This is a genomic window from uncultured Plantibacter sp. (genome assembly GCF_963518075.1).
Lineage (GTDB): Bacteria > Actinomycetota > Actinomycetes > Actinomycetales > Microbacteriaceae > Plantibacter > Plantibacter flavus_A.
Genome location: NZ_CAUQHZ010000001.1, coordinates 180,754 through 202,304 on the forward strand (window position 1 = coordinate 180,754; position 21,551 = coordinate 202,304).

Annotated in this window: 17 protein-coding genes; 13 read left to right on the plus strand and 4 right to left on the minus strand. The window is 70.5% G+C overall.

What is annotated here, in order from left to right; translation table 11 throughout:
- Position 1: 1 nt before the first annotated feature.
- From RWN05_RS00870 to RWN05_RS00900, 7 genes are read left to right on the plus strand one after another with little or no spacing between them, the layout of a single operon-like run.
- Complete coding sequence (locus RWN05_RS00870) at positions 2–946, plus strand: sugar ABC transporter permease (protein WP_314137898.1); 945 nt, start codon at positions 2–4, stop codon at positions 944–946.
- On the plus strand, positions 943–1,881 hold the full coding sequence (locus RWN05_RS00875; protein WP_064295933.1) for a carbohydrate ABC transporter permease: 939 nt from the start codon (positions 943–945) through the stop codon (positions 1,879–1,881). The genes RWN05_RS00870 and RWN05_RS00875 overlap by 4 nt, the downstream gene beginning before the upstream one ends.
- The gene (locus tag RWN05_RS00880) at positions 1,878–2,768 is read left to right on the plus strand and encodes an NAD(P)-dependent oxidoreductase (RefSeq protein WP_314137900.1); all 891 of its coding nucleotides are present in this window, start codon (positions 1,878–1,880) and stop codon (positions 2,766–2,768) included. The genes RWN05_RS00875 and RWN05_RS00880 overlap by 4 nt, the downstream gene beginning before the upstream one ends.
- Positions 2,765–4,027 (plus strand): enolase C-terminal domain-like protein, encoded by a 1,263-nt coding sequence (locus RWN05_RS00885; protein WP_079000927.1) that lies wholly within the window; start codon positions 2,765–2,767, stop codon positions 4,025–4,027. The genes RWN05_RS00880 and RWN05_RS00885 overlap by 4 nt, the downstream gene beginning before the upstream one ends.
- Positions 4,028–4,081: 54 nt before the next feature.
- Positions 4,082–5,383 (plus strand): DUF4038 domain-containing protein, encoded by a 1,302-nt coding sequence (locus RWN05_RS00890; RefSeq protein ID WP_314137902.1) that lies wholly within the window; start codon positions 4,082–4,084, stop codon positions 5,381–5,383.
- Between the two features lie 23 nt (positions 5,384–5,406).
- On the plus strand, positions 5,407–6,213 hold the full coding sequence (locus tag RWN05_RS00895; protein WP_314137904.1) for a hypothetical protein: 807 nt from the start codon (positions 5,407–5,409) through the stop codon (positions 6,211–6,213).
- A gap of 35 nt (positions 6,214–6,248) precedes the next feature.
- Positions 6,249–7,265 (plus strand): LacI family DNA-binding transcriptional regulator, encoded by a 1,017-nt coding sequence (locus RWN05_RS00900; protein WP_064295998.1) that lies wholly within the window; start codon positions 6,249–6,251, stop codon positions 7,263–7,265.
- A 40-nt stretch (positions 7,266–7,305) separates the two neighbouring features.
- Here the strand turns inward: RWN05_RS00900 and RWN05_RS00905 are convergent, their stop codons facing one another.
- The 3 genes from RWN05_RS00905 to RWN05_RS00915 all read right to left on the minus strand — a co-directional run bounded on the left by RWN05_RS00905 (position 7,306) and on the right by RWN05_RS00915 (position 10,927).
- Positions 7,306–8,964, minus strand: coding sequence for an extracellular solute-binding protein (locus RWN05_RS00905; protein WP_079000920.1), 1,659 nt, complete (start codon positions 8,962–8,964; stop codon positions 7,306–7,308).
- Positions 8,965–9,047: 83 nt separating this feature from the next.
- Entirely contained in the window at positions 9,048–9,935 is an 888-nt protein-coding gene (locus RWN05_RS00910) for a carbohydrate ABC transporter permease (RefSeq protein WP_064295927.1), read from the minus strand.
- On the minus strand, positions 9,932–10,927 hold the full coding sequence (locus RWN05_RS00915) for a sugar ABC transporter permease (RefSeq protein ID WP_285038630.1): 996 nt from the start codon (positions 10,925–10,927) through the stop codon (positions 9,932–9,934). Before RWN05_RS00915 ends, RWN05_RS00910 begins: the two co-directional genes overlap by 4 nt.
- A 141-nt stretch (positions 10,928–11,068) precedes the next feature.
- Here RWN05_RS00915 and RWN05_RS00920 point away from each other — a divergent pair, with 141 nt between their 5' ends.
- The 5 genes from RWN05_RS00920 (at position 11,069) to RWN05_RS00940 (ending at position 19,461) form a co-directional block, all read left to right on the plus strand.
- Positions 11,069–12,160 (plus strand): substrate-binding domain-containing protein, encoded by a 1,092-nt coding sequence (locus tag RWN05_RS00920; RefSeq protein ID WP_314137905.1) that lies wholly within the window; start codon positions 11,069–11,071, stop codon positions 12,158–12,160.
- A 104-nt stretch (positions 12,161–12,264) separates the two neighbouring features.
- Positions 12,265–13,293, plus strand: a complete 1,029-nt coding sequence (locus RWN05_RS00925; protein ID WP_314137907.1) for a hydroxyacid dehydrogenase — start codon at positions 12,265–12,267, stop codon at positions 13,291–13,293.
- A gap of 62 nt (positions 13,294–13,355) precedes the next feature.
- On the plus strand, positions 13,356–15,287 hold the full coding sequence (locus RWN05_RS00930) for a heparinase II/III family protein (protein WP_314137908.1): 1,932 nt from the start codon (positions 13,356–13,358) through the stop codon (positions 15,285–15,287).
- The gene (locus tag RWN05_RS00935) at positions 15,284–17,263 is read left to right on the plus strand and encodes a DUF2264 domain-containing protein (RefSeq protein ID WP_314137909.1); all 1,980 of its coding nucleotides are present in this window, start codon (positions 15,284–15,286) and stop codon (positions 17,261–17,263) included. Before RWN05_RS00930 ends, RWN05_RS00935 begins: the two co-directional genes overlap by 4 nt.
- A 26-nt stretch (positions 17,264–17,289) precedes the next feature.
- Positions 17,290–19,461: an alpha-galactosidase gene (locus RWN05_RS00940; RefSeq protein WP_314137911.1), complete on the plus strand. Its 2,172-nt coding sequence runs from the start codon at positions 17,290–17,292 to the stop codon at positions 19,459–19,461.
- On the opposite strand, the gene RWN05_RS00945 is transcribed toward RWN05_RS00940, so the two are convergent.
- A complete protein-coding gene (locus RWN05_RS00945) occupies positions 19,458–20,465 on the minus strand; it encodes a glycosyl hydrolase (RefSeq protein WP_314137912.1) in 1,008 nt (335 codons plus the stop codon). The genes RWN05_RS00940 and RWN05_RS00945 overlap by 4 nt on opposite strands.
- A gap of 157 nt (positions 20,466–20,622) precedes the next feature.
- Between RWN05_RS00945 and RWN05_RS00950 the strand changes: the two genes are divergently transcribed.
- Positions 20,623–21,531 (plus strand): PhzF family phenazine biosynthesis protein, encoded by a 909-nt coding sequence (locus tag RWN05_RS00950; protein ID WP_314137913.1) that lies wholly within the window; start codon positions 20,623–20,625, stop codon positions 21,529–21,531.
- Positions 21,532–21,551: the final 20 nt, after the last annotated feature.

Consider the following 21,551-nt stretch of genomic DNA (forward strand, 5'->3'; position numbering starts at 1 on the left):
CATGTTCCAGACCATCAAGCGACCGCAGCCGGGTCCGTCATCGGCCACGCGCACGCCCGCGGCGACACGACGATGGCGACGCGCCCGTCCAGGTCTCGTCGCCCTCGGCATCGCGCTGCCGGCGATCCTCGTCTACCTGTACTTCTCGTGGGGTCCGATCCTCTCCTCGCTCGTGATGAGCGTCCAGAACATCACGCCCGGGCAGACGTCCACCTGGGTCGGGATGGAGAACTTCAGCTACGTGCTGAGCGATCCGAACCTGCCGCAGGCGACCCTCAACACCCTCCTCTACACCGGTCTCGCGATCCTCTTCGGCTTCCCGGTCCCGCTGGCCCTGGCCGTGTTCATCTCCGAGTTGCGCGGCCACCGTTGGTACTTCAGCGCCCTGGCCTACCTCCCCGTCATGGTGCCGCCGGTCGTCGCCATCCTGCTCTGGAAGTTCTTCTACGAACCGAGCGAGGACGGCGTCTTCAACGCGGTCCTCGGCGTCGTCGGCATCGGGCCGGTACCATGGCTCACCGCACCGACCCTCGCGATGCCGTCGATCGTCCTGGAGACCACCTGGGCCGGCGCCGGGACCGCCGTCATCATCTACATCGCCGCCCTCTCGAGCATCCCGGCCGAACTGTACGAGGCGGCCGAACTCGACGGCGCGGGCATCTGGCGTCGCGTCTGGCACGTCGCCCTGCCGCAGATGCGCGGCATCATCGGCACGATGCTGCTCCTCCAGGTGATCGGCACGATGCAGATCTTCACCGAGCCCTTCCTCTTCACCGGCGGCGGACCACTCGGTGCCACCAGGACCCTGCTGATGACCATCTACGACTACGCCTTCGTACGCGTGGACTACGGCGCAGCGACCGCCCTGAGCGTCCTGCTCGCAGCCGTCCTCGCGGTCTTCGCCCTCGTCTACGCCCGTCTCACCCGCCGTTGGAGTGCCTCATGAGTGCGCCCGCACTAGCCCGCAGCGCCAAGCGCGCCGACCGACCCGAGCGCGACGCCGTCGGACGGTCGAACATCTCCGACACCGACCGCCGTCGACCCGTCGTCCGCGTCTCACTGCTCCTGGGACAGGTCGTCGTCCTCCTCGGCCTCGTCGTCGCGGGACTCGGCCCGCTCGTGTGGCTCGCGCTCGCCGCCGTGTCGCCGACCCAGGACCTCATCCGAGAGCCGTTCGCGTTCTTCAGCAGCGGCGTCGTGCAGTGGGAGAACATCGGCATCGCCTGGGAACGCGGGCGGATCGGCCACTACCTCTGGAACACCGCGGTGCTCGCCCTCGGAGCGACCGTCGCGACCCTCGTGGTCTCCACCAGCGCCGCCTTCGTGATCACGGTACTCCGGCCCCGATGGGGCCGCTTGTTCTCGGCAGCCATCCTCGCCACGCTGTTCGTCCCGGGCATCGTCGCGCTCGTTCCGCTGTACCTCACGGTCCGCGAGCTGCCGGTCGTCGGCATCTCCTTGCTGAACACGCCGTGGGCGGTCTGGCTGCCGGCTGCGGCCACGGCGTTCAACGTCCTGATCATCGCCCGCTTCCTCGAATCGATCCCCGCGGACCTCTACGACGCGGCTCGGATCGACGGAGCCGGCGCGCTGCGGATCCTGTGGAGCATCGTGCTGCCGCTGTCCCGTCCGATCCTGGGCGTCGTCGGACTGCTCGCCGTGGTCGCCTCGTGGAAGGACTACCTGTGGCCGCTCCTCGTGCTGCCGGACCCCGACCTCCAACCGGTGTCGGTGGCACTGCCGCGACTCGCGGCCCAGACGGAACTCAGCGTCCAGATGGCGGCACTGTTCCTGTCGCTCATCATCCCGGTGGCGCTGTTCCTGGTCTTCCAGCGACAGTTCCTCCGCGGTGCGAGCATGGCCGGCGGGGTGAAGGGATGACTCGCGTCCTGGTCACCGGCGCCGACGGCGAGATCGGCCGCGCCGTCAGCCACGCGCTGGTCCGCGCAGGCTACGAGGTCTCCGCGCTGTCGCTCGCCTTCGGCGCGGAACACCCCGCCGACCGGCTGTTCGTCGGCGACACGACCTCGGTGGCCGACGTCGCCGCCGCACTGGACGGCGTCGACGCGGTCGCCCACTTCGCCGCCATCCCGCACCCCTCGCTCGGGACGCCGTACGAGGTGTTCCGGGTGAACACCGACTCCACGTTCAACGTGCTCGACCAGGCCGGTCGACGCGGCGTGCGGCGAGCGGTCATCGCCAGCAGCATCAACGCGCTCGGGTACCCCAACAACCCGCACGGGACGTGGCCGCCGTCCTTCCCGCTGGACGAGCACACCCCCGCGGACATCGCCGACGCGTACTCGCTCTCCAAGTCGGTCGACGAGCAGACCGCCGCATACGCCCACCGCCGCCACGGCATCGACGTGGTCGCCCTGCGCTTCCCGCTCGTGAAATGGCCGTCCGTCCTGCGCGACGTCGCCGAGGAGGTCGCGCGCGACCCCGCGGCCATGGCGCGCGAGGGCTGGGCCTACCTCACGATGGGTGACGCCACCCGCGCGGTGCTGCGCGGCCTCGAGGTGTCGACCGAGGGCGTGCTCGTCGCCGGCCTGAGCGCCGCGGACACGCTGCTCGGCGGCGAGACGCTTCTGCTGGCCGATCGCTACACGCCCGGTGTCCCGATCATCCGGCCGGTGTCCGACACCGCAGCCCTGATCGACACGACGACCGCGGAGCGGGCCCTCGGCTTCCACCCGACCGAATCCCTGCACGACGGGACCGCCGTCGCGCAGCCCGACCCCGAGACCCCGGTGAGGAACCTCCGATGACCGATGCCGCCCCGACCACCTTCGCCCAGCCGTGGATCCCGCGGGACGACGTGCGCATCACCGACGTCCGCGCGGTGGTCACCGCTCCCGAGGGCATCCCGCTCGTCGTGGTGAAGGTGCTCACGAGCGACGACGGGCTGTACGGTCTCGGCTGTGCGACCTTCACCCAGCGTTGGCGTGCCGTCGTCGCCTACCTCGACCACCTCCGGCCGCTCCTCGTCGGGCGGTACCCCGGAGACATCGAGGACCTCGGGCGGTTGATCCGCTTCTCCGCGTACTGGCGCGAAGGGCCCGTCGGCAACAACGCACTCTCGGGGATCGACATGGCCCTGTGGGACATCGCCGGCAAGCGGGCCGGGACGCCCGTGTACGAGCTCCTCGGTGGCAGGGTCCGGGCTGCGGCCGATGTGTACCTGCACGCTGAGGGTGCCGACCCCGAGGCCACGGCGGCCCACGCCGAACAGCTGCGGGACGAGGGCCTCCGGCACATCCGGGTGCAGACGGGCCAGGCCGGGATCGGCCACTACGGAGCACCGCCGGCCGCCGACCCCTACACCTGGGCGAAGCACCCGCAGGGGTGGCGCGTGGAGGAGTACCTCCGGCGGACCCCGCGCCTCTTCCAGCGCATGCGGGAGCTCCTGGGCGACGAGGTCGAACTCCTGCACGACGTGCACTCCCGGCTGACGCCGCGCCAGGCGATCGCCCTCACCCGTGCGCTGGAACCGTACCGCCCGTTCTTCGTGGAGGACGTCCTGGCGCCGGAGCACTGGGACCGACTGCCCGAGGTGGCCGCCGCATCGCCCGTGCCCCTCGCGGTCGGCGAGCTGGCGACGTCGTTCACCGACGCGGCTCGCCTCGTCCGCACCCACTCCGTCGACTTCATCCGCTGTCACCTCTCCGACATCGGCGGCCTCAGCGCCGGTCGGCGACTGGCCACGCTCGCGGACGTCGAGGGCATCCGGACCGCCTGGCACTCCCCCGGTGATGCGTCGCCGTTCGCCGTGGCGGCCGCAGTAGCCCTCGACGTCTCGAGCCCCGCCTTCGGCGTCCAGGAGGGCCACCGGTATTCCGAGGCCTGTCACGAGGTGTTCCCGGGCATGCTCGACATCGTCGACGGCTGGCTCACCCCGAGCGACGCACCTGGCTGGGGCGTGGACCTGGACGAGCGCGAAGCCGCCAGGTATCCCGCGGGCGTCTCCGGCCACGACGCCTGGGCGGCCGGTGTGCGCGCCCCGGACGGCGGGCTCATCGCCCCCTGACCGCCCACGCCCCGTCCTCCTCCGCCTGCCCGTCACCCTCCGAAAGCGCACCCCATGCCCCGTTGGTCCGTCTCCCCCTCCCGTCGCGCCCTGCTGCGCGACGGCCTGCCGTCGTTCCTCCTCGCAGACACCGTCTGGGCCGCGTTCAGCGGTCCGACGGACGAGGAGTGGTCCGACTACCTCGTCCTGCGGCGTCGGCAGGGCTTCACCGCCCTGCTCATCAGCGTGTTGCCGATCGAGCACGACCGGTCCGAGGGTGGCCGTTCGCCCTACGCCGTCGTCGACGGGCGTCTGGACCTGTCCGCGGGCGATCCCGGCTACTGGCCGCGCGCGGTCCGGCTCCTCGAGCAGGCGGTCGAGCACGGCTTCACGCCGATGCTGGTCCTGTTGTGGAACAACTTCGTCCCGGCGACATGGGGAGCGGGCCTCACGCCCCAGCTGGTGCTCGACGAACAGCAGACACTCGACCACGTGCGCGATTCGGTCGAGCGGTTCGCACGGTTCGAACCGATCTGGATCGTGTCGGGCGACGACGACCTCGATGCCGATGAGGCCATCGCCCGCTACAGCCTCGCCGCGTCCGAGGTGCGCCGACTGGCACCGGAGGCGCTCGTCACTTGGCACAGCACCCCGACCGCGCGCATGCCGGAAGACCTCGCGAACGGTCCGCTGCTCGACCTGCACGGCCTGCAGTCCGGGCACAACGAGGACTGGGACACGCTGCCGCAGACCCTCACCCGATACGTGGACGGCCTCGCGGTCACGCGGCCGATCATCGATCTGGAACCCTGTTACGAAGGGCTCGGTCGATTCGCCGGCCGCGCGAGGCACTCGCGCGCGGACGTGCGGCAGGCGAGCTGGACGGGCGTCGTGGCAGGTGCTGCGGCCGGACTCGGCTACGGCGCGCACGGGGTGTGGTCATGGCATCGTCGCGGGAGCACGTTCACGGCCGAGGCGGTCCACGGCGTCCCGTTCCCCGCCGCCGTCGCACTCGGCTTCCCGGGAGCGGACGACGTCGGCTTCCTCCGACGGGTCGTCGAGGCCGAGGGGCTGTCAGAACTCCGCGAGGACCGCGCGCTCCTCGAGTCCGAACCCTCGGGCGCCGTGGCTGGTCGGGTGGACGAGCACCTCGTCGCCGTGTACGCGCCGTCGGCGTTCGCGCTGACGTGTCGACTCGATCCCGCTTCGGTGGCGTCGGTCACCGTCTACGACCTCGACGAGCGCCGGCAGGACGCCGCGGAATGGACCGCGGTCGCTGGCGAGGACGGCACCGGGCGTATCCGCCTCGAGCAGCCCGAGTTCCCGGGCGACGCGTTGTTCGTGATCCGCGTCGAGCACGGGACGGCCGCGGCGTGACGTCCCCCACCGAGCCCGCGTCGGTGACGATCCGAACCCACGGCCTCCGGGTCCGGGTCGTCGCCCTCGGCGCGCGGATCGACTCGATCCTGCTCGAGGAGCCCGGTCTGGAGCTGCTGTACCGGACGCCATGGGCAGACGCCGGAGGATCCGAGTGGGGCATGTCCTCCTCGAGCGCCCTCTGGCACCGTGATTACGCCGGTGGCTGGCACGTGCTGCTGCCGTCGGCGGGCGATCCCGATCCGCGGGCTCCCGTCGAGCAGCCGTTCCACGGTGAGGCCGCCTGGCGGACCTGGTCACTGCGGCAGGACGGTGACACGGTGGTCGCCGAAGTGCTGCTGCGCACCGTGCCCGTCCGGGTCGTCAGGACGGTGTCAGTGACCGAGGGCCGGGTCACGGTCGACACCGTGCTGCGCAACGTCGGGATGGACGCGACCCGCCTGATGTGGGTCGAACACCCCGCGTTCGCGGGCGAGCTGTTTGACGACGCGGAGCTCCTCGTCGACGGCGGCGCGGTCGGTCTCGTGTCGGCACCGGGCTCTGCGTTCGCGGACCTGCCGGTCACGACCGGGACGGTCGAACTCCGGTCACGTTCCAGCGGCGTCGGGCTGCGACTCGGTTTCGACGTCACCGTCCATCCCCGGGTGTTCGTCTGGCAGGAGCGTCGCGGCGAGCGCGCGTTCCCCTGGTGGGGTGCCGGTGATGCCGTCGGTTTGGAACCGGCATCCGACCCGTACGGCAATCCGGCCGACGGCGTCGGTTCGGTGCGCCTCGCGGTCGGCGAGGAGCGCTCGACCCGGTTCGAGCTCGACGTCGACCGCCTCGGATGAGCCTCGGGATCGCCGCCCGGTACAATCGATCCGCGATGTCTAGAAAAGCGATTTCCCTGCAGGATGTGGCCGCCATCGCCGGGGTCTCCGTCTCGACCGCATCGAAGGTGTTGCGTGGTCAGGGCAAGGCCTCGGACGCCACGCGCGAGCGCATCCTCGAGGCCGCGGCGCGACTGGACTACCAGCCGAACGCCCTCGGCCAGTTCCTCGCGCAGGGACGCAGCGCGACGATCGGTGTGCTGACGCTCAACGCCCCCGGCGCGTTCACGATGCCGGTCCTCACCGCCGCGACGACGACCCTCGGCGCCCGCGACCTCTCGGTTCTCGTGTCCGACTCCCGTCTCGACCGCTCCCTCATGGCCGCGACCGTCCGGAAGCTGCGCGCCCGCAACGTCGACGGCCTCCTCGTCATCGGCGACGGCAGCGGGACCGAGATGCGTTCGGTCACCGACGGGTTCGCGGTGCCCGTCGTCTACGCCTACGGTGCCTCGGACGATCCCGGGGACGCCTCGTTCCTGCACAACGGCCGCCTGGCCGGCGAGCTCGCGGGACGACATCTGCTGGGCCTCGGTCGCCGTCGCATCGCACACATCGGTGCCTCGCTCGACGACCGCTCCGCCCACGACCGGGCGGAGGGACTGCACCGCGCGCTGGACGAGGCCGGGGTCGAGCTGGTCGGCGGGACGGGGCTCCACGGCGACTGGTCCCGGGCCTGGGGGCGTCAGGCGGCACAGCGACTCATCGAGGCCGGACACGACGTCGACGCGGTGTTCTGCGCGAACGACACCATCGCACTCGCCGCCATCGAGGTCTTCCGGGAGGCCGGTCGCCGGGTGCCCGAGGACATCGCCGTGGTCGGGATGGACAACCTCGCCGGCCTCATGGGTCAACGGGACCGGACCCTCACGACGATCGACCCGCTCCTCCACGACGTCGGCCGTGCTGCGGCCGGCTATCTCGCCGATGCGATCGCCGGTGGCACCTACGTCCCGGGGGTGCACTTCGTGGACGGCGAGCTCATCGAGGGCGAGTCGACCGGGTCCCCGGCCTGAGGTCGGTCCGGGCGGGTCTCGACGACCCGCCCGGCCGCCGTCAGGACAGCTTCTCGAGCTGCTCCTGGTACTCGGCCCGCACCTTGTCGTTCGTCGACTGCTTCCACGAGGCGATCCCCGACTTCACGGCGTCGAAGCTCGTACGGCCCAGGATGTACTCGTTCATCGTCGACGACAGGTTGTTCGTCGCCGACGCGGTCTTGCCGGCGGTCTCCGAGTAGAGGCCGGTGATCGGACTCTTCTGGAGCATGGGAGCGGCTTTCTGCTGCCACTCGTGCGAGCGCCGCAACCGCTCCTCCATCGGCACGGCCGTCGCGAGGATCTGCGGTGCCGCCGCGAGTCGGTTGAGCGAGGTCGGGCCGATCTGCGCCGACCCCGCCTCGGTGAGGACGACGCGACCGTCCGCCTCCCGGGTGTGGTGCTCGCCCTCGACGCCGTACTGCAGGAAGAACCCTTCGGTGCTGCCGTAGGGGGCCGCGAGGTGGTTGAGCAGGGTCAGCAGCTCCTTCACCCGCGCCTCGTCCGCCTGCTTGATCGCCGTGAACGAGAACATCGACGAGCCCTGGTAGACGATGCCGTCGCCGCCGTCCGCCGCGAACGGCAGGATCGCGTCGTAGACCACGCCCTCCGGCGCGCCGGGGTCGATGATGGCCGAGATGCCGTCCTGGTGCATGAGGACGGTGCCGTTGGCCATGTAGGTCTTCGCCTGCGAGCCGGAGATGCTCGGGGTGTCCGGGTGGTAGTACCCGGCGTCCTTCAGCTCCTTGATGTACGAGAGCGTCTCGAGCCACCGGTCCGACTCCCACTTGTGGACGAGCTTCGACCCCTTCAGCTCCCACCCGTTCGGGACCCCGAACATCGCACCGATGAAGTCGTACCCCCAGTCGACGCTGTCGCCATTGCTCTGCCCGCTGATCGCGTAGCGGTTGCGCTTGGCGTCGGTGACCGCCTTGCACAGCTCGGTGAAGTCGTCCTTCGTCTTGGGGGCGGGCTCCGCCCCGGTGAGGTCCTTGATGACGTCCGGACGCGAGATGAGCATGTTGCCGAAGGGTGGCCGGTTCACCGGGACACCGTAGATCCGGCCGTTGATCCGGCAGCCCTCCCACGACGGCGTGGGCAGGTTCGCGAGGTTCGGGTACGTCTTCACGTTGTCGCCCGAGAGGTGGTCGGAGAGGTCGGCGAACTGCGCTTTGAGCAGTTGCGGGTAGGACGGTGGCAGCTGGAACGCGAGGAATTCGACGAGGTCCGGCACGCTTCCGCCGGCCATGACCGTGGCGAACTTGGGTGCGAAGGAGTCGGCGGGGACCACCTGGAGGTCGAGTTTGCACCCGAGTTGCTTCTCGGCCGCCTGGAGGTAGCTGTTCGAGGCCGGCGCCGGCGGGCTGTACGAGATGACGAAGCCCGACACCGTGCCGCTGATCGCCGTCTTCCCCGACACCGAGGTGAACAGCTCCGACTCCTTCGGCGCGGAGTAGTACACCGGCTGGACCGTCGCTGAGCCGGCGAGATCGGGGGTCGGTCCCTTCGTGATCGGCACGTAGGTGGGCAGCGGGACGAGGGCTCCGGATCCGGCGGCTCCCGAGGTCGCACCACCGGGGGTGCAGCCGGTGAGCGCGGACCCGAGGCCGAGGACCGCGAGGCCGACGCCGGCCGCGGTGAGGAAGGTGCGGCGGGACAGGCCTGGGGTGGTGTCGTTCATCGTGGTCTCCTTCGAGGTGAGGCGAGCGCCTGGGGCGCTGGTCGGATCCCGGCGACGATGCCGGGTCGGTGGGTGCGGATCGGTCAGCCCTTGACGGCGCCGGTCAGCACGCCCTTCGTGAGGTGGCGTTGCACGAGCGGGTAGGCGATCAGGATCGGGACGATGGCGATGAGCACCACGGCCATCTGCAGGGACTCGGCGGGCGGCAGCACGGAGGCGTCCGAGGCTCCCCCGACGAGCGAGGACCCCTGCAGCACGTACGTCCGGAGGACGAGCTGCAGCGTCCACTTCGAGGTGTCGTTGATGTAGAGGAGGGCGTTGAAGAACGCGTTCCAGTACCCGACCGCGTAGAAGAGAGCGACGACGGCGATCACCGCGCGGGACAGCGGCAGGACGATCGTGCCGAGGATACGGAACTCCCCGGCGCCATCGATCTTCGCGCTGTCGATGAGCTCCTGCGGGATGCCCATCATGAAGCCGCGGACGACCACCATGTTGAACACGCTGAACGCACCGGGCAGGATGAGCGCCCAGACGTTGTCGAGCAGTCCGAGCTGCTTGACCATCAGGTACAACGGGATGAGGCCCGGCGTGAAGAGGAAGGTGGCGAGCACGATCATGAGCACCGGGCGCTGGAAGAACGACCGTCGACTGAGAGCCCATGCCGCCGAGACCGTGCAGACCAGGCTGATGAGCGTGCCGACGACGGTGACGAACAGCGTCACCAGGATCGCCCTGGTCACCACCCCGCCGGCGAGGATCTGCTGGTAGGCGTCGAGGGTGAACGACTTGGGCCACACGACGTAGCCGCCGGCGGCCGTGACGTCCTCGGCGGTCGAGACGCTGGTCGAGACCACGATGAGGAACGGGAAGAGGATGACGGCGAGGATCACGACGATCGCGAGCGCCTTGAGCGCGAGGACGACGGGCTTCGGCTTCCCCGCCCAGATCGGTCGGACGATGGTGCTCATGATTTGGAATACACTCCCTGCTCGCCGAGCATGTGCGCCGCTTTGTTGGCGACGAGGATGAGGATGAGACCGACGAGGCCCTTGATGAGCCCGGCGGCGATGCCGGTGCTCCAGTTCCCGTCGATGACGCCGTGGTAGTAGACGTAGGTGTCGAGCACTTCGGCGGCCCCCGGCCCGACGGCGTTGCGTTGCAGGATGATCTGCTCGAACCCGACGGACAGCGCCTCGCCCAGTCGCAGGATGAGCAGGAGCACGATGATGGGTCGGATGCCGGGCAACGTGATGTGCCAGAACCGGCTCCAGGCGCCCGCGCCGTCGATGGCGGCGGCCTCGTAGAGGGAGTCGTCGATCGCCGCGAGTGCCGCGAGGAAGATGATCGTGCCCCAGCCCGCGTCCTTCCAGATCACCTGTGAGGAGAGCAGCAGCTTGAACGTCGCCGGATCCGACATCACCGAGACGGTGCCGAGGTCCAGCTGCCGGAGCCAGGTGTTGAGGACACCACCGGAGCCGAGGCTCTGCTGGAAGAAGCCGACGACGATGACCCAGGACAGGAAGTGCGGCAGGTACAGCACCGACTGCACGATGGAGCGGAGCCAGGGCCAGGTCAGCGAGTGGATGAAGATGGCCAGCGCGATCGGCACGGGGAAGAACAGCACCAGTTGGATGAAGGTGATCTGGAGGGTGTTGGAGACCGCGTTCCAGAACGCCTGGTCGGTGAACAGCGCCGTGAAGTTGGCGAAGCCCACCCACGGGCTGTCCGGGATCGGGATGTAGGGCTGGTAGTCCATGAACGCGATGACGTTCCCGAGCAGCGGGATGTACACGAACAGCAACAGCAGCACGACCGCCGGGGTCACCATGACGAGCAACGGTGCGTCGCGACGGAACTGCATCCGGAACGGCACGCGGCGTCTCCTCGGCCGATCACCGGACCCGGCGGGGGCGATCGGTGGTCGGATGGTCTCCGGCCGATCGGTCGTCGTCGCGCTCACAGCAGCTCCCTTGCTCACGGCGGATGCCAGGTCTCGGGCCTCCGCGCCGTTCTCTCGAACGTTGGACATCATTCGCGGGGCCGCTGTGTAAAGTCAACATCATTCAATCATTCGAACAGGAATCGAACATCGGAGTTCATCATGGAGCTGTCGCAACGACACGAGCGCATCCTCGCCGAGCTGCGCATCCACGGCAGTCTCTCGGCAGCGGACTTCGCCGAACGGATGGGCATCTCGACGATGACCGTCCGGCGCGACCTCCGCGAGCTCGGTGAACAAGGTCGGCTCCGCCGCGTGCACGGTGGCGCGGTGTCCGTCGACACGCAGCCGACGACCGGGATGCCCCACCGGCCCGGTGCCCGGCCGGCCCCGGCTCCAGGGGCGGCCGACACCCTGTTCACCTTCGGGTTCGTCGTCCCCGACCCGAGCTATTACTTCCCGACGATCGTCGCCGGTGCGGTCGAGCGCGCCCAGTCGCTCGGTGGACGGATCGTCCTCGGCGTCTCCCGCTACGACCCCGACCGCGAGCGTGATCAGATCGAGCGCCTCCTCGTCGGCGGGGTGGACGGCCTGCTCGTGACGACGTCGATCCTCGACGCCCACCCGACGCTCGAGCTGCTGGAGCGGTCGCCGGTGCCGGTCGTCCTCGTCGAGCGCTCCGTCGCCGAGTCCGCGATCGGCGACGGCCTGGAGTTCGTGCGCACCGACCACGCCGCCGGGGCGGTCATGGCCCTGCGTCACCTGGCCGGACTCGGCCACGAACGCATCGGGATGGCCGCCTTCGACACCCCCACGACGCCCTCGCTGCGTCTCGGCTTCGAGCGGGCCGTGCGCCAGCTCGGACTGCGCGAGGACGCCAGCACGGCCATCATCGACGACCAGCAGGGCGTCGGCGAGCAGACGCGGCGATACCTGGAGGCGTGCGTGGCGTCCGGGACGACGGCGGTGTTCCTGCACTCGGACCACTACGCCGTCGAGTTCGCGGATGCCGCGCTCGACCTCGGCCTGTCCATCCCCGGAGACCTGTCGATCGTGGCCTACGACGACGAGGTCGCCGGCCTGGCCAGGGTGCCGCTCACGGCCGTCGCACCGCCCAAACGCGACATCGGCAGGTTCGCGGCCACGATGTGCTTCGAACGCATCTCGGCCGCAGCCCAGACGGGGTTCGCCGCGCGCCACACGAGCCTGCGGCCGAGCCTCAGCCTCCGGGAGTCGACGGCACCGCCTCGGTGAGGTACGGGTTGTTCATTTGCTGTTCGTTTGAACGCGAGTGCTTGACAGGCTCCGGCGTCGCGCACTGGGATTGAGCCTGCTGTCGAGACGACCAGGAGGCGACGATGCTGCAGAGCGAGAGCGCCCTCCGAGGCACGGTCGGCTTCCTCATGCCGGAGGGCACCTTCGAGCGGGTGTTCTCCGAGCTCGACCTCGCACGCCTGCGGTCCGAGTCGCGCCTCCATCTCCTGTCCGACCGCCCGCTCCGTCCGGAGCGCGTCGACGACCGCGCGCTGTTGGCCGAGGCCGAGGTGCTCGTGACCGGCTGGGGGTCCCCGGCGCTGGACGAGCCGCTCCTGCGGATGCTCCCGTCCCTGCGCGCGGTGGCCCACTCGGCCGGCAGCGTCCGCGGCATCGTCACGGACGCCCTGCTCGACCGTCACGTGTCGCTGACGTCGAGCGCAGCGGCCAACGCGGTACCGGTGGCCGAGTTCACCGTCGCGATGATCGTGCTCGCCGCCAAGCGGACGTTCTGGGCGGCGGAGACGCTGCGGTCCTCGAACGCCCCCGTCGACACCGAGCGGGCCTGGCCGACCGTCGGCAGCCACGGCATCACCGTGGGGGTCGTGGGCGCCTCGCGCATCGGTCGGCTCGTCATCGAACGGCTCGCCTCCCTCGACGTACGGGTGCTCGTCGCCGACCCGACGCTCGACCACGAGCAGCAGCTCGCCATCGGCGTACCCTGCGTGCCCCTCGAGGAGCTGGCCGCACGCAGCGACATCGTCACCCTCCACGCGCCGGCGCTGCCCTCGACTCGGCACCTCGTCGACCGCGGACTCCTCCGGCTGATGCGTCCCGGCACCACCGTCATCAACACCGCCCGTGGCGACCTCGTCGACCACGAGGCCCTCGCCGATCGTCTCGAACGCGGCGACCTCGTCGCGATCCTCGACGTGACCTCCCCCGAGATCCTGCCGTCGACCTCACGGCTGTGGTCGACGCCGAACACGGTCATCACGCCCCACATCGCCGGCTCGGCCGGGAACGAACTCGGCCGGCTCGCCACCAACACCGTGGACGAGGTCCTGCACCTCGTCAGGACCGGTGCCTTCCGACGACCGATCACCATCGCCGCGCTCGCGCTCCAGGCGTGAGCGGGCCACCGAACCGCACACCACTGAACCGCAGACCACCGAACCGCAGCAGAGGCCAGACCATGCCCCTCCCAGCAGACACCAGCGCGCCGACCACCACGAGCTTCGCCGAGCAGTTCACGCCGCGGGCACGCCGAGCCCTGCGCGTCGGGGGCTGGCGCGCAGGTCCGCCGGTCGGAGACCGCACCGCCTGGGGCCGGGTCTCGGAGCGGGACCGGACGGCGTTGCTCGCCGCCGCGCGGCACTGGTGCGTCGAGGCCGACCGCAACCCGCCCACGCTGTCCCTCTGGGCGCGGTACAGCTCCGACGGCGACCGGACCCCCTACGAGACGGCGCAGCAGGCGCTCCTCGGTTCGGTCGCCTCGTCCGCGCTCGCCCTCGGCGCGACCGACGACGAGGCCTGGGTCCGCGAGCTCGGCGATCGCGTCTGGCGGCTCTGCGAGCTGACCGCGTGGTGTCTGCCCTCCCACTACGCCCTGCCGGAGTCCGGCGAGCGCCCGTTCCTTCCGCTCCCTGGCCGCGACATCCTCGACCTGTCCGACGCCTACGTGGGCGGCATGCTCGCCGCGGTGGACACGATCGCCGGTGACCGCCTGGAGCTGGCCTTCCCCGGGCTGCGCTCGCGGGTGCACGCGGAGATCCGGCGTCGCGTGCTGGACCCGTGGCGGAACGAGGTGGACTTCTGGCACGGGCTCGACGGCCCGCCGAACAACTGGGCGCCGTGGATCGTCTCGAACGTCCTCGTGTGCTCGGCGGTGGTCGAGACAGACCCGGACGAGCTGGCGTCGTCGATCGACCGCGCACTCGTCATCCTGGACCGGTTCCGAGCGGGCTACGCCGACGACGGCAGCTGCGACGAGGGGGCGACCTACTGGTGGTGGGCGGGGGCGACGCTGTTCGAGGCGCTCGACCTCCTCGGCGAGGTCACCGAGGGCGCGTTCGACGGGTTCGCGGTCGCGCCGGTGGCCGCGATGGCCCGCTTCCCGATGGTGATGCAGCTCTCCGGCGAGTCACAGGTCAACTTCTCGGACGGGTCCGCGAGCCTGCCGACGAATGCGACCTGGAACCTGCTCGCCCGCTTCGGCGAGCGCGTGGGCGACGACGAGGTGGCGGCCCACGCCCGCTGGATGGGGCGCTCGCATCCGCTCGGCTTCTCGGGGCAGTTGGCTCCGTTGTTCCGCCGCACACTCGCGGAGCTGCTCGACCCGGCGTGGACCACGGCCGGCGACGCCACGCCGGGAATGCCCTCCTCCTGGTACGCACCGGGAACGGAGGTGGCGGTGTTCCGCGAGCACGCCGGTCGCGTGGACGGCTGGGCGGTCGCCGCGAAGGGCGGTCACAACGACGTCAGTCACAACCACAACGACGCCGGCGGCGTGATCGTCTCGTTGGACGGAGCACCCGTCCTCATCGACGTCGGCGTGGGCGTGTACCACCGCGACACCTTCATGCCGGACACCCGCTACGGCATCTGGACCATGCGGAGCGCCTTCCACAACGTGCCGCTCCCCGCAGGTGTCGAACAGCCGTATGGCCGGGGGTTCGCGGCGAGTGGGACGCGGTTCTCCGACGGTGACGGACGCGCGGTCCTCGCCATGTCGCTCCTGGGCGCCTATCCGGCCGAGGCTCGGCTGACGGCGCTCGACCGCACGGTGTCGCTCGACCGCTCGGCCGGCACCGTCCTGATCGAGGACGACTGGGCGTTCTCGGAACCGATGCGGATGACGCTCACCTTCCTCACCGCCGTCGAGCCGATCGTCACGGGCGGTGGGATCCTGGTCGGCGACGCCCGCCTGGACACCGACCCCGCGTTCGAGGTGGCGGTGGACCGGATCGACATCGACGACCCGAAGCTCCACGAGGTCTGGGGGTCGGCCGTCTTCCGCATCCGGCTCGTGCAGCGCGCCACCGCGACGAGCGGGTCACACACGCTGCGGGTGCGCCGCGCGCAACAGTACCCGGAACCGGGAGCACCGATGGAGGCCCCACGATGACGCCCGACCCGCTCCCGCCGTTCCGTCTACCGGCCGCGGACCCCGTCGCCGCACCCTTCACCGGGTGGACGCGGGCGCACTGGGAGGCCACGGCCGACCGGTGGCTGGCGGAGGTCCGCCGGTTCGAGAGCCCGCTCGGCGGCATTCCTCGGCTGCCAGGTCGGGTCACCCGCGACGGTGTCGCCCGCGAGTGCATGGAGGCGGTCGGTCGCTCCTTCCTCCTCGCCGCACCACGGATCGCCGGCGGCGGAGACGGCGATGGTGACGGGGTCGAGGACCTCGTCACCTGGTACAGCCGGGCACTCCTCGCCGGTACGGCCCCGGACGGTCCGGAGTCCTGGCCGCTGGGCGTGACGTGTCGGGCTCCTGGCACGGGCGTCACCAACTCGATCGTGGAGGCGGCGAACATCGCGTTCGGCCTGTACGTCAGTCGAGACCGACTGTGGGCGGGGCTCACCCGGAAGGAGCAGGTGCAGATCGCCGACTGGCTGCGCCACCATGCGCGCCTCGAGGTCTGGCACAACAACTGGCAGCTCTTCCCGGCGATGGCGGAGGCGTTTCTCCGCTCGGTCGACGAGGACGTCACCGGGCTGAACGGCACGAGGAACGTCGCCCGCGTGGAGTCGTGGCACCTGGAGCAGGGCTGGTACACCGACGGTCCGGAACACGCGATCGACTACTACAACGCGTGGGCGATCCACCCCTACCTCTGGGCCTGGTACCGCATGACCGACCGCACGGGCACGGCCGACGGCTCACGGCATCTGGAACGGCTGCACGACTTCACCGGCTCCTTCGCGCGCATGGTCGCACCCGACGGGTCGATGGTGCACGTCGGTCGCTCGCTGAGCTATCGGACGGCCGCCCTCGCCGCGCTCTGGTGCGCCGAGCTCTCGGGGGTAAACCCGTTGAGCCCCGGCGCGACGCGTCGCCTGGCCTCCGGGGTGGTCTCAGGGTTCGTCCGGCACGGCGTCGGTGTCGACGGCCCGCTGAGTCTCGGTTGGTACGGGCCGTGGGAGCCCACCGCGCAGAGCTACAGCGGCTTCGGTTCGCCGTACCTCGCGGGCATCGGGTTCCTCGGGCTCGCCATCGACCGCGACGACCCGGTGTGGACCGCTCCGGAACACCCGCAGCCGACCGACGGGCCGCCGGAGACCACCGTGCTGCCGGCGGTCGGGTGGATCCTGCGCTCGCAGCGGGACGGTGTCGTGACGCTCGCCAACCACGGCAGCGACCACTGCGAGATCCCCGTCGAGCCCGCTCGCGCCGACGCGGACGATCCGCACTACGCCAAGTTCGGGTACTCCTCGCACACCGCCCCGGGGACGGGCGCGGCGTGGGACGAGAACGTCGACGGCCATCTCGCGCTGCTCGATGAGGACAGGCGGGCGAGTCGCCGCGCCGCGATCCGCGGGATGCGGACCGTCGGCGAGGTCTCCGGCTCGGTGCACCTCCCACAGCTCGACGGCCGAGTGTGGCCGGGCTGCGCCGTCACCACGGTCAGCATCGTCCACGGCGATCAGGAGCTCCGCGCGCACCTCGTCGAGTCGACTCGCGCGTGGGCCGTCCGCGAGGGCGGTGCGGCCGTCGCCGACGACGCGGTACTGCGCACCGTGGTCGATCCCGCCGGGGCCGCGCCGCGGGCCACGGTGGTCGGTCGTGACGGGCTCGCAGCGACCATCGTCGGGCTGCACGGCTGGGACCGCGCGGAGGCCGTCGCCTACCGCGACGCCAACGCGTTCGGTCCCCACTCGGCGGTCCCGGCGCTGTGCGCCGCCAGCACTCCGGGGCACACCGTCCTGGCCGCACTCCACACCCTCCGCTTCGACGACGGCGAGACACCCGACCTCCCGGTCGCGGTGGACGTGACCGGGACCCGGCTGGTCGCACGGTGGACCGACGGAACCGTGCACGACGTCGACCTCGCCACCTTCGTCCCCTGGGACGGCCAGCTCGCACGCCCGTCCGCGGACTGACCACCGCACCCATCCGAAAGGACCCCATGTCCATCGACACCCGACAGCCCGTCGTCCACCTGCGATCGCGCGCCGTGAGCGTCGTTATCGACCTGCGCGACGGTCACCTTCCGTCGATCGCGCACTGGGGAGCCGACCTCGGTCCGCTCGACGATCGGGAGCTCGCCGATGTCGTGCGCGGTGCGGAGCGGTTCGTCACGGAGAACGCACCCGATCGACCGACCCGCCTCGCGGTGCTTCCGGAACAGAGCGAGGCCTGGCTCGGCCGGCCGGGCATCACCGGCAGCCGGGACGGCCGCGACTGGTCGCCGCTGTTCACGATGAGGCCGGCGCTGGTCACCTCGCGCACGGTCACCGTCGACGGAGAGGACGCCGAGGCGGGGCTGGCCGTCCGGGTCGAGTTCGAGCTGAGCGAGGCCGGCCTGCTGCGCGTCAGAGCGACGCTCCGCAACACCGCCGACGGCGTCTACCGACTCGACGACCTGCATCTCGCCCTGCCGATCCCGGCCCGCGCCCGCGAGGTCCTCGACCTCGCGGGCCGGTGGGGCAAGGAGCGGACGCCGCAGCGCGGTCCACTCCGCGTGGGCGCCTGGGTCCGCGAGGACCGCCGCGGACGGACCGGCCCAGACACCCCGCTCGTGCTGAACGTCGGCGTCCCGGGCTTCGGTTTCGCCGCCGGTGAGGTGTGGGGCGTGCACGTGGGGTGGAGCGGCGATCAGCGACACCTCGCGGAACGGCTCTCGACCGGCGACCAGGTGGTCGGCGGTGGCGAGCTGCTCCTGCCGGACGAGGTCCGCCTCGGCCCCGGCGAGGCGTACACGAGCCCGTGGGTGTACGGGGCCTACGGTGACGGGCTCGATGAGCAGGCCGCACTGTTCCACGAGCACCTGCGTGACGGGCGGAGTCATCCGGTCCGCGACCGGCCGCTCACGCTCAACGTGTGGGAGGCGGTCTACTTCGATCACGACATCGACGCCCTCGTGGAGCTGGCGGAGGTCGCCGCGTCGCTCGGGATCGAACGCTTCGTCCTCGACGACGGCTGGTTCCGGGGTCGGCGGCACGACCGAGCCGGTCTCGGTGACTGGTACGTCGACGAGGAGGTGTGGCCGGACGGACTGCGACCGCTCGTCGATCGGGTCCGCGCGCTCGGGATGGAGTTCGGTCTGTGGTTCGAACCGGAGATGGTGAACCTCGACTCCGACCTCGCCCGCGAACACCCGGACTGGATCATGCAGACGGGCGGTCGACTGCCGATCCCGGCGAGGAACCAGCAGGTCCTCGACCTCGGCCGTCCGGAAGCCTTCGCGTACGTCCTGGAACGGATGACCTCGATCCTCACCGAGGTCGACATCGCGTACGTGAAGTGGGATCAGAACCGCGACCTGGTCGACGCCGGGTCCGCACCCGACGGCGGGGCCGGTGTGCACCGTCAGACGACGGCCGTCTACCGATTGATGGACGAACTCACGCGGCGGTTCCCTGAGCTGGAGATCGAGTCCTGCTCCTCGGGCGGCTCGCGCGTCGACCTCGGCGTCCTCGAACGCACCCACCGGGTCTGGGCCTCCGACTGCAGCGACCCGCTCGAACGGCAGCAGATCAACCGTTGGACCGCCCAGCTGGTCCCGCTCGAGCGCCTCGGTGCGCACATCGCGTCCGGTCGGTCGCACACGACGGGCAGATCGCACGAGCTGTCGTTCCGGGCCGCGACGGCGCTGTTCGGTCATCTCGGGGTCGAGTGGGATCTGCGGCAGGCCTCCCCGGCGGAACTCGCGGAGTTGGCCGACTGGTTCGCGCTCTACCGCTCGACCAGGGCCCTGCTGCACACGGGGCGGCTCGTCCGTGAGGACGTGGTCGACGACGCGCTCCAGATCACGGGGGTGGTGGCCGCGGACCGGTCGGAGGCGTTGTTCTGCCTCGCATTCCTCGGGCGTTCCGATGTCGCGAGGATCGGGCGGTTCACGCTTCGCGGCCTGGACCCGGAGCGTCGCTACCGGGTCCGGCCGCTGCGCATCGGCGAGCCCTCGAGAGGGCGCACCGTCCCCGCCTGGTTCGGTGAACCGGACGGGGTGGACGGTCCGCACGCCGGTTGGACCGGCGTGGTGATGTCCGGGGCGACCCTCCGCCACGCCGGCCTGCAGACCCCGGCGACCCCGCCCGAACGGGCGTGGATCGTCGAGGTCGCCGCGGTCGACGACTAGGGCAGCACCACCTCACCCTGGTTGAGCACCCTCGGGTGGAAGTAGGTGTTCTGGATCTCGGTGTTCGAGTTGTTGCCGCGCAGCTGCTCGGACCAGATCATGAAGTACGACCAGCGCGTCTGGGACTGCAGGAGGTTGGCGTCGGGCACCTTGCCCATCTCCGCGATGGCGATCGGCTTCGTCCCGGCGATCGACTGCAGCTGCTGGTAGTCGGCGGTGCTCGGGTAGTTCTTGTACCAGACGTCGAGCGAGACGACGTCGACGTAGGAGTTCCCGGGGTAGTAGCCCGACCACCCTCCCTGCGGGTTGTCCTGGACGTTCCAGACCCAGATGAGGTTGTCGAGGCCCTGGGCGTCGAAGTAGTCGCGCATCTGCTGGAAGATCTTCGCGCCACCGTTCGCCCCGGACCGGCCACCCCACCAGTTCCAGGTCTCGTTCATCTCGTGGAACGGACGGAACAGGACGGGGATCCCGGCGTCCTTGAGCTGCCGCAGGTACGGCACCACCTCGGCCATCCGCTGCCGCCAGGTCGTGTTGAGCGCGGTGCCTCCCGTCACGATCTGCGTGAACTGGGCGTTCGAGATCTGGGTCTTCACCCCGCCGTCGAACTCGCAGGTGGAGGGTCCGGTCGGTGAGCAGGCGTGCCAGGTGAGGGCGACGAGCGAGCCGTTCGCCCACTCCGTCTTCGCCTGGTCGATCACCCGCTGTCGGTTCGCGGCGTCCTGCCCGCGGAACATGAGGTCACCGCCCCAGAGCCCGGGATACTGCCCGGTGATGTCCTTCACCTGCTGGGTGTACTGACCCGGCAGGCTCGCCGGTTCCTTGTTGTGCTGGCCCGACACGATGTTCGTCCCGGCGATCGTCTTGAGGTACTGGATCACCGTGGACTTGTTCTTCGCGGGGAACGCCTCGGCGTCCACCGGTTGCGCGACGGCGGAGCCGACGAGGCCGAGGACGAGCGCGGCGCCCAGTGCGATGCGCGTCCTCCGGGTGTGCGATGTCATGTCCATCTCCTTTCCGCCCTGCGTCGTCGGAGGGCGGCGACCCCAGGATCGCGGTAGGGGCGGGGTGCCGTCAAGGACTTTCATAAATTACTGCTTAAACTCATCACAATGGCGTCGGTTCCGGGCGGGGCTTGGCGAGGAGCGGTAGCATCGACGGATGTCGAACGCCGGACCGCCCGAGATCCTCCGCCTCACGGCCTTCGCCGCCGAGGCCGGCGGCGGCAATCCCGCGGGGGTCGTGCTCGACGCCTCGACGCTCACCGAGGCCGAGATGCAGGCGATCGCCACCGAGGTCGCCTACCCGGAGACGGCCTTCGTCGTCGATCCCGGTGTCGACGGTGACGACCGGCACGTGCGGATGCGCTACTTCTCCCCCGGTGCCGAGGTGCCGTTCTGCGGTCACGCGACCATCGCGACCGCGGTCGCCCTCGCGGAACGGCGTGGCGTCGGGCGGTTCACCCTGGATACGAACGTCGGGCCGCTCGTCATCGAGACGGCCTCCGACGCAGACGCCGACACGACCGGCGGCACCGGCTCGATCACCGCGTCGTTCACGAGCGTCGAGCCCACCCTGCGTGAGCTCGACGCCGACATCACCGATCGGCTGCTGTCGCTCCTCGGGCTCGAGCGTTCAGACCTCGACGAGCGGTGGCCGCTGCGTGAATCGTTCGCCGGCAACCGGCACCCGGTCGTCGCCGTCCGTGACCAGCACGCCTTCGACGCCTTCACCTTCGATCCGGCCGCGCTGCGCCGACTGATGGACGAGCAGGGCTGGGCCGGAACGGTGACCGTGGTGCACGGCCACGGTCTCGATGACGCCGGGCGCCTGCTCGTCGAAGCCCGCAACCTCTTCCCCGTCGGCGACATCACCGAGGACCCGGCGACAGGCTCCGCCGCGGCCTCGCTCGGCGGTTATCTGCGCGCACTCGGCCTGGTCACCCCGCCTGCGCAGGTCGTCATCCGGCAGGGCCATCACGTCGGCGCACCCAGTCTGCTGACGGTCGACGTCCCCACCACCGGCGGCATCACCGTGACGGGGGCGGCGCAGGCGATCGCAGCTCATTGAGTCGCGGGCCCTCGACCGAT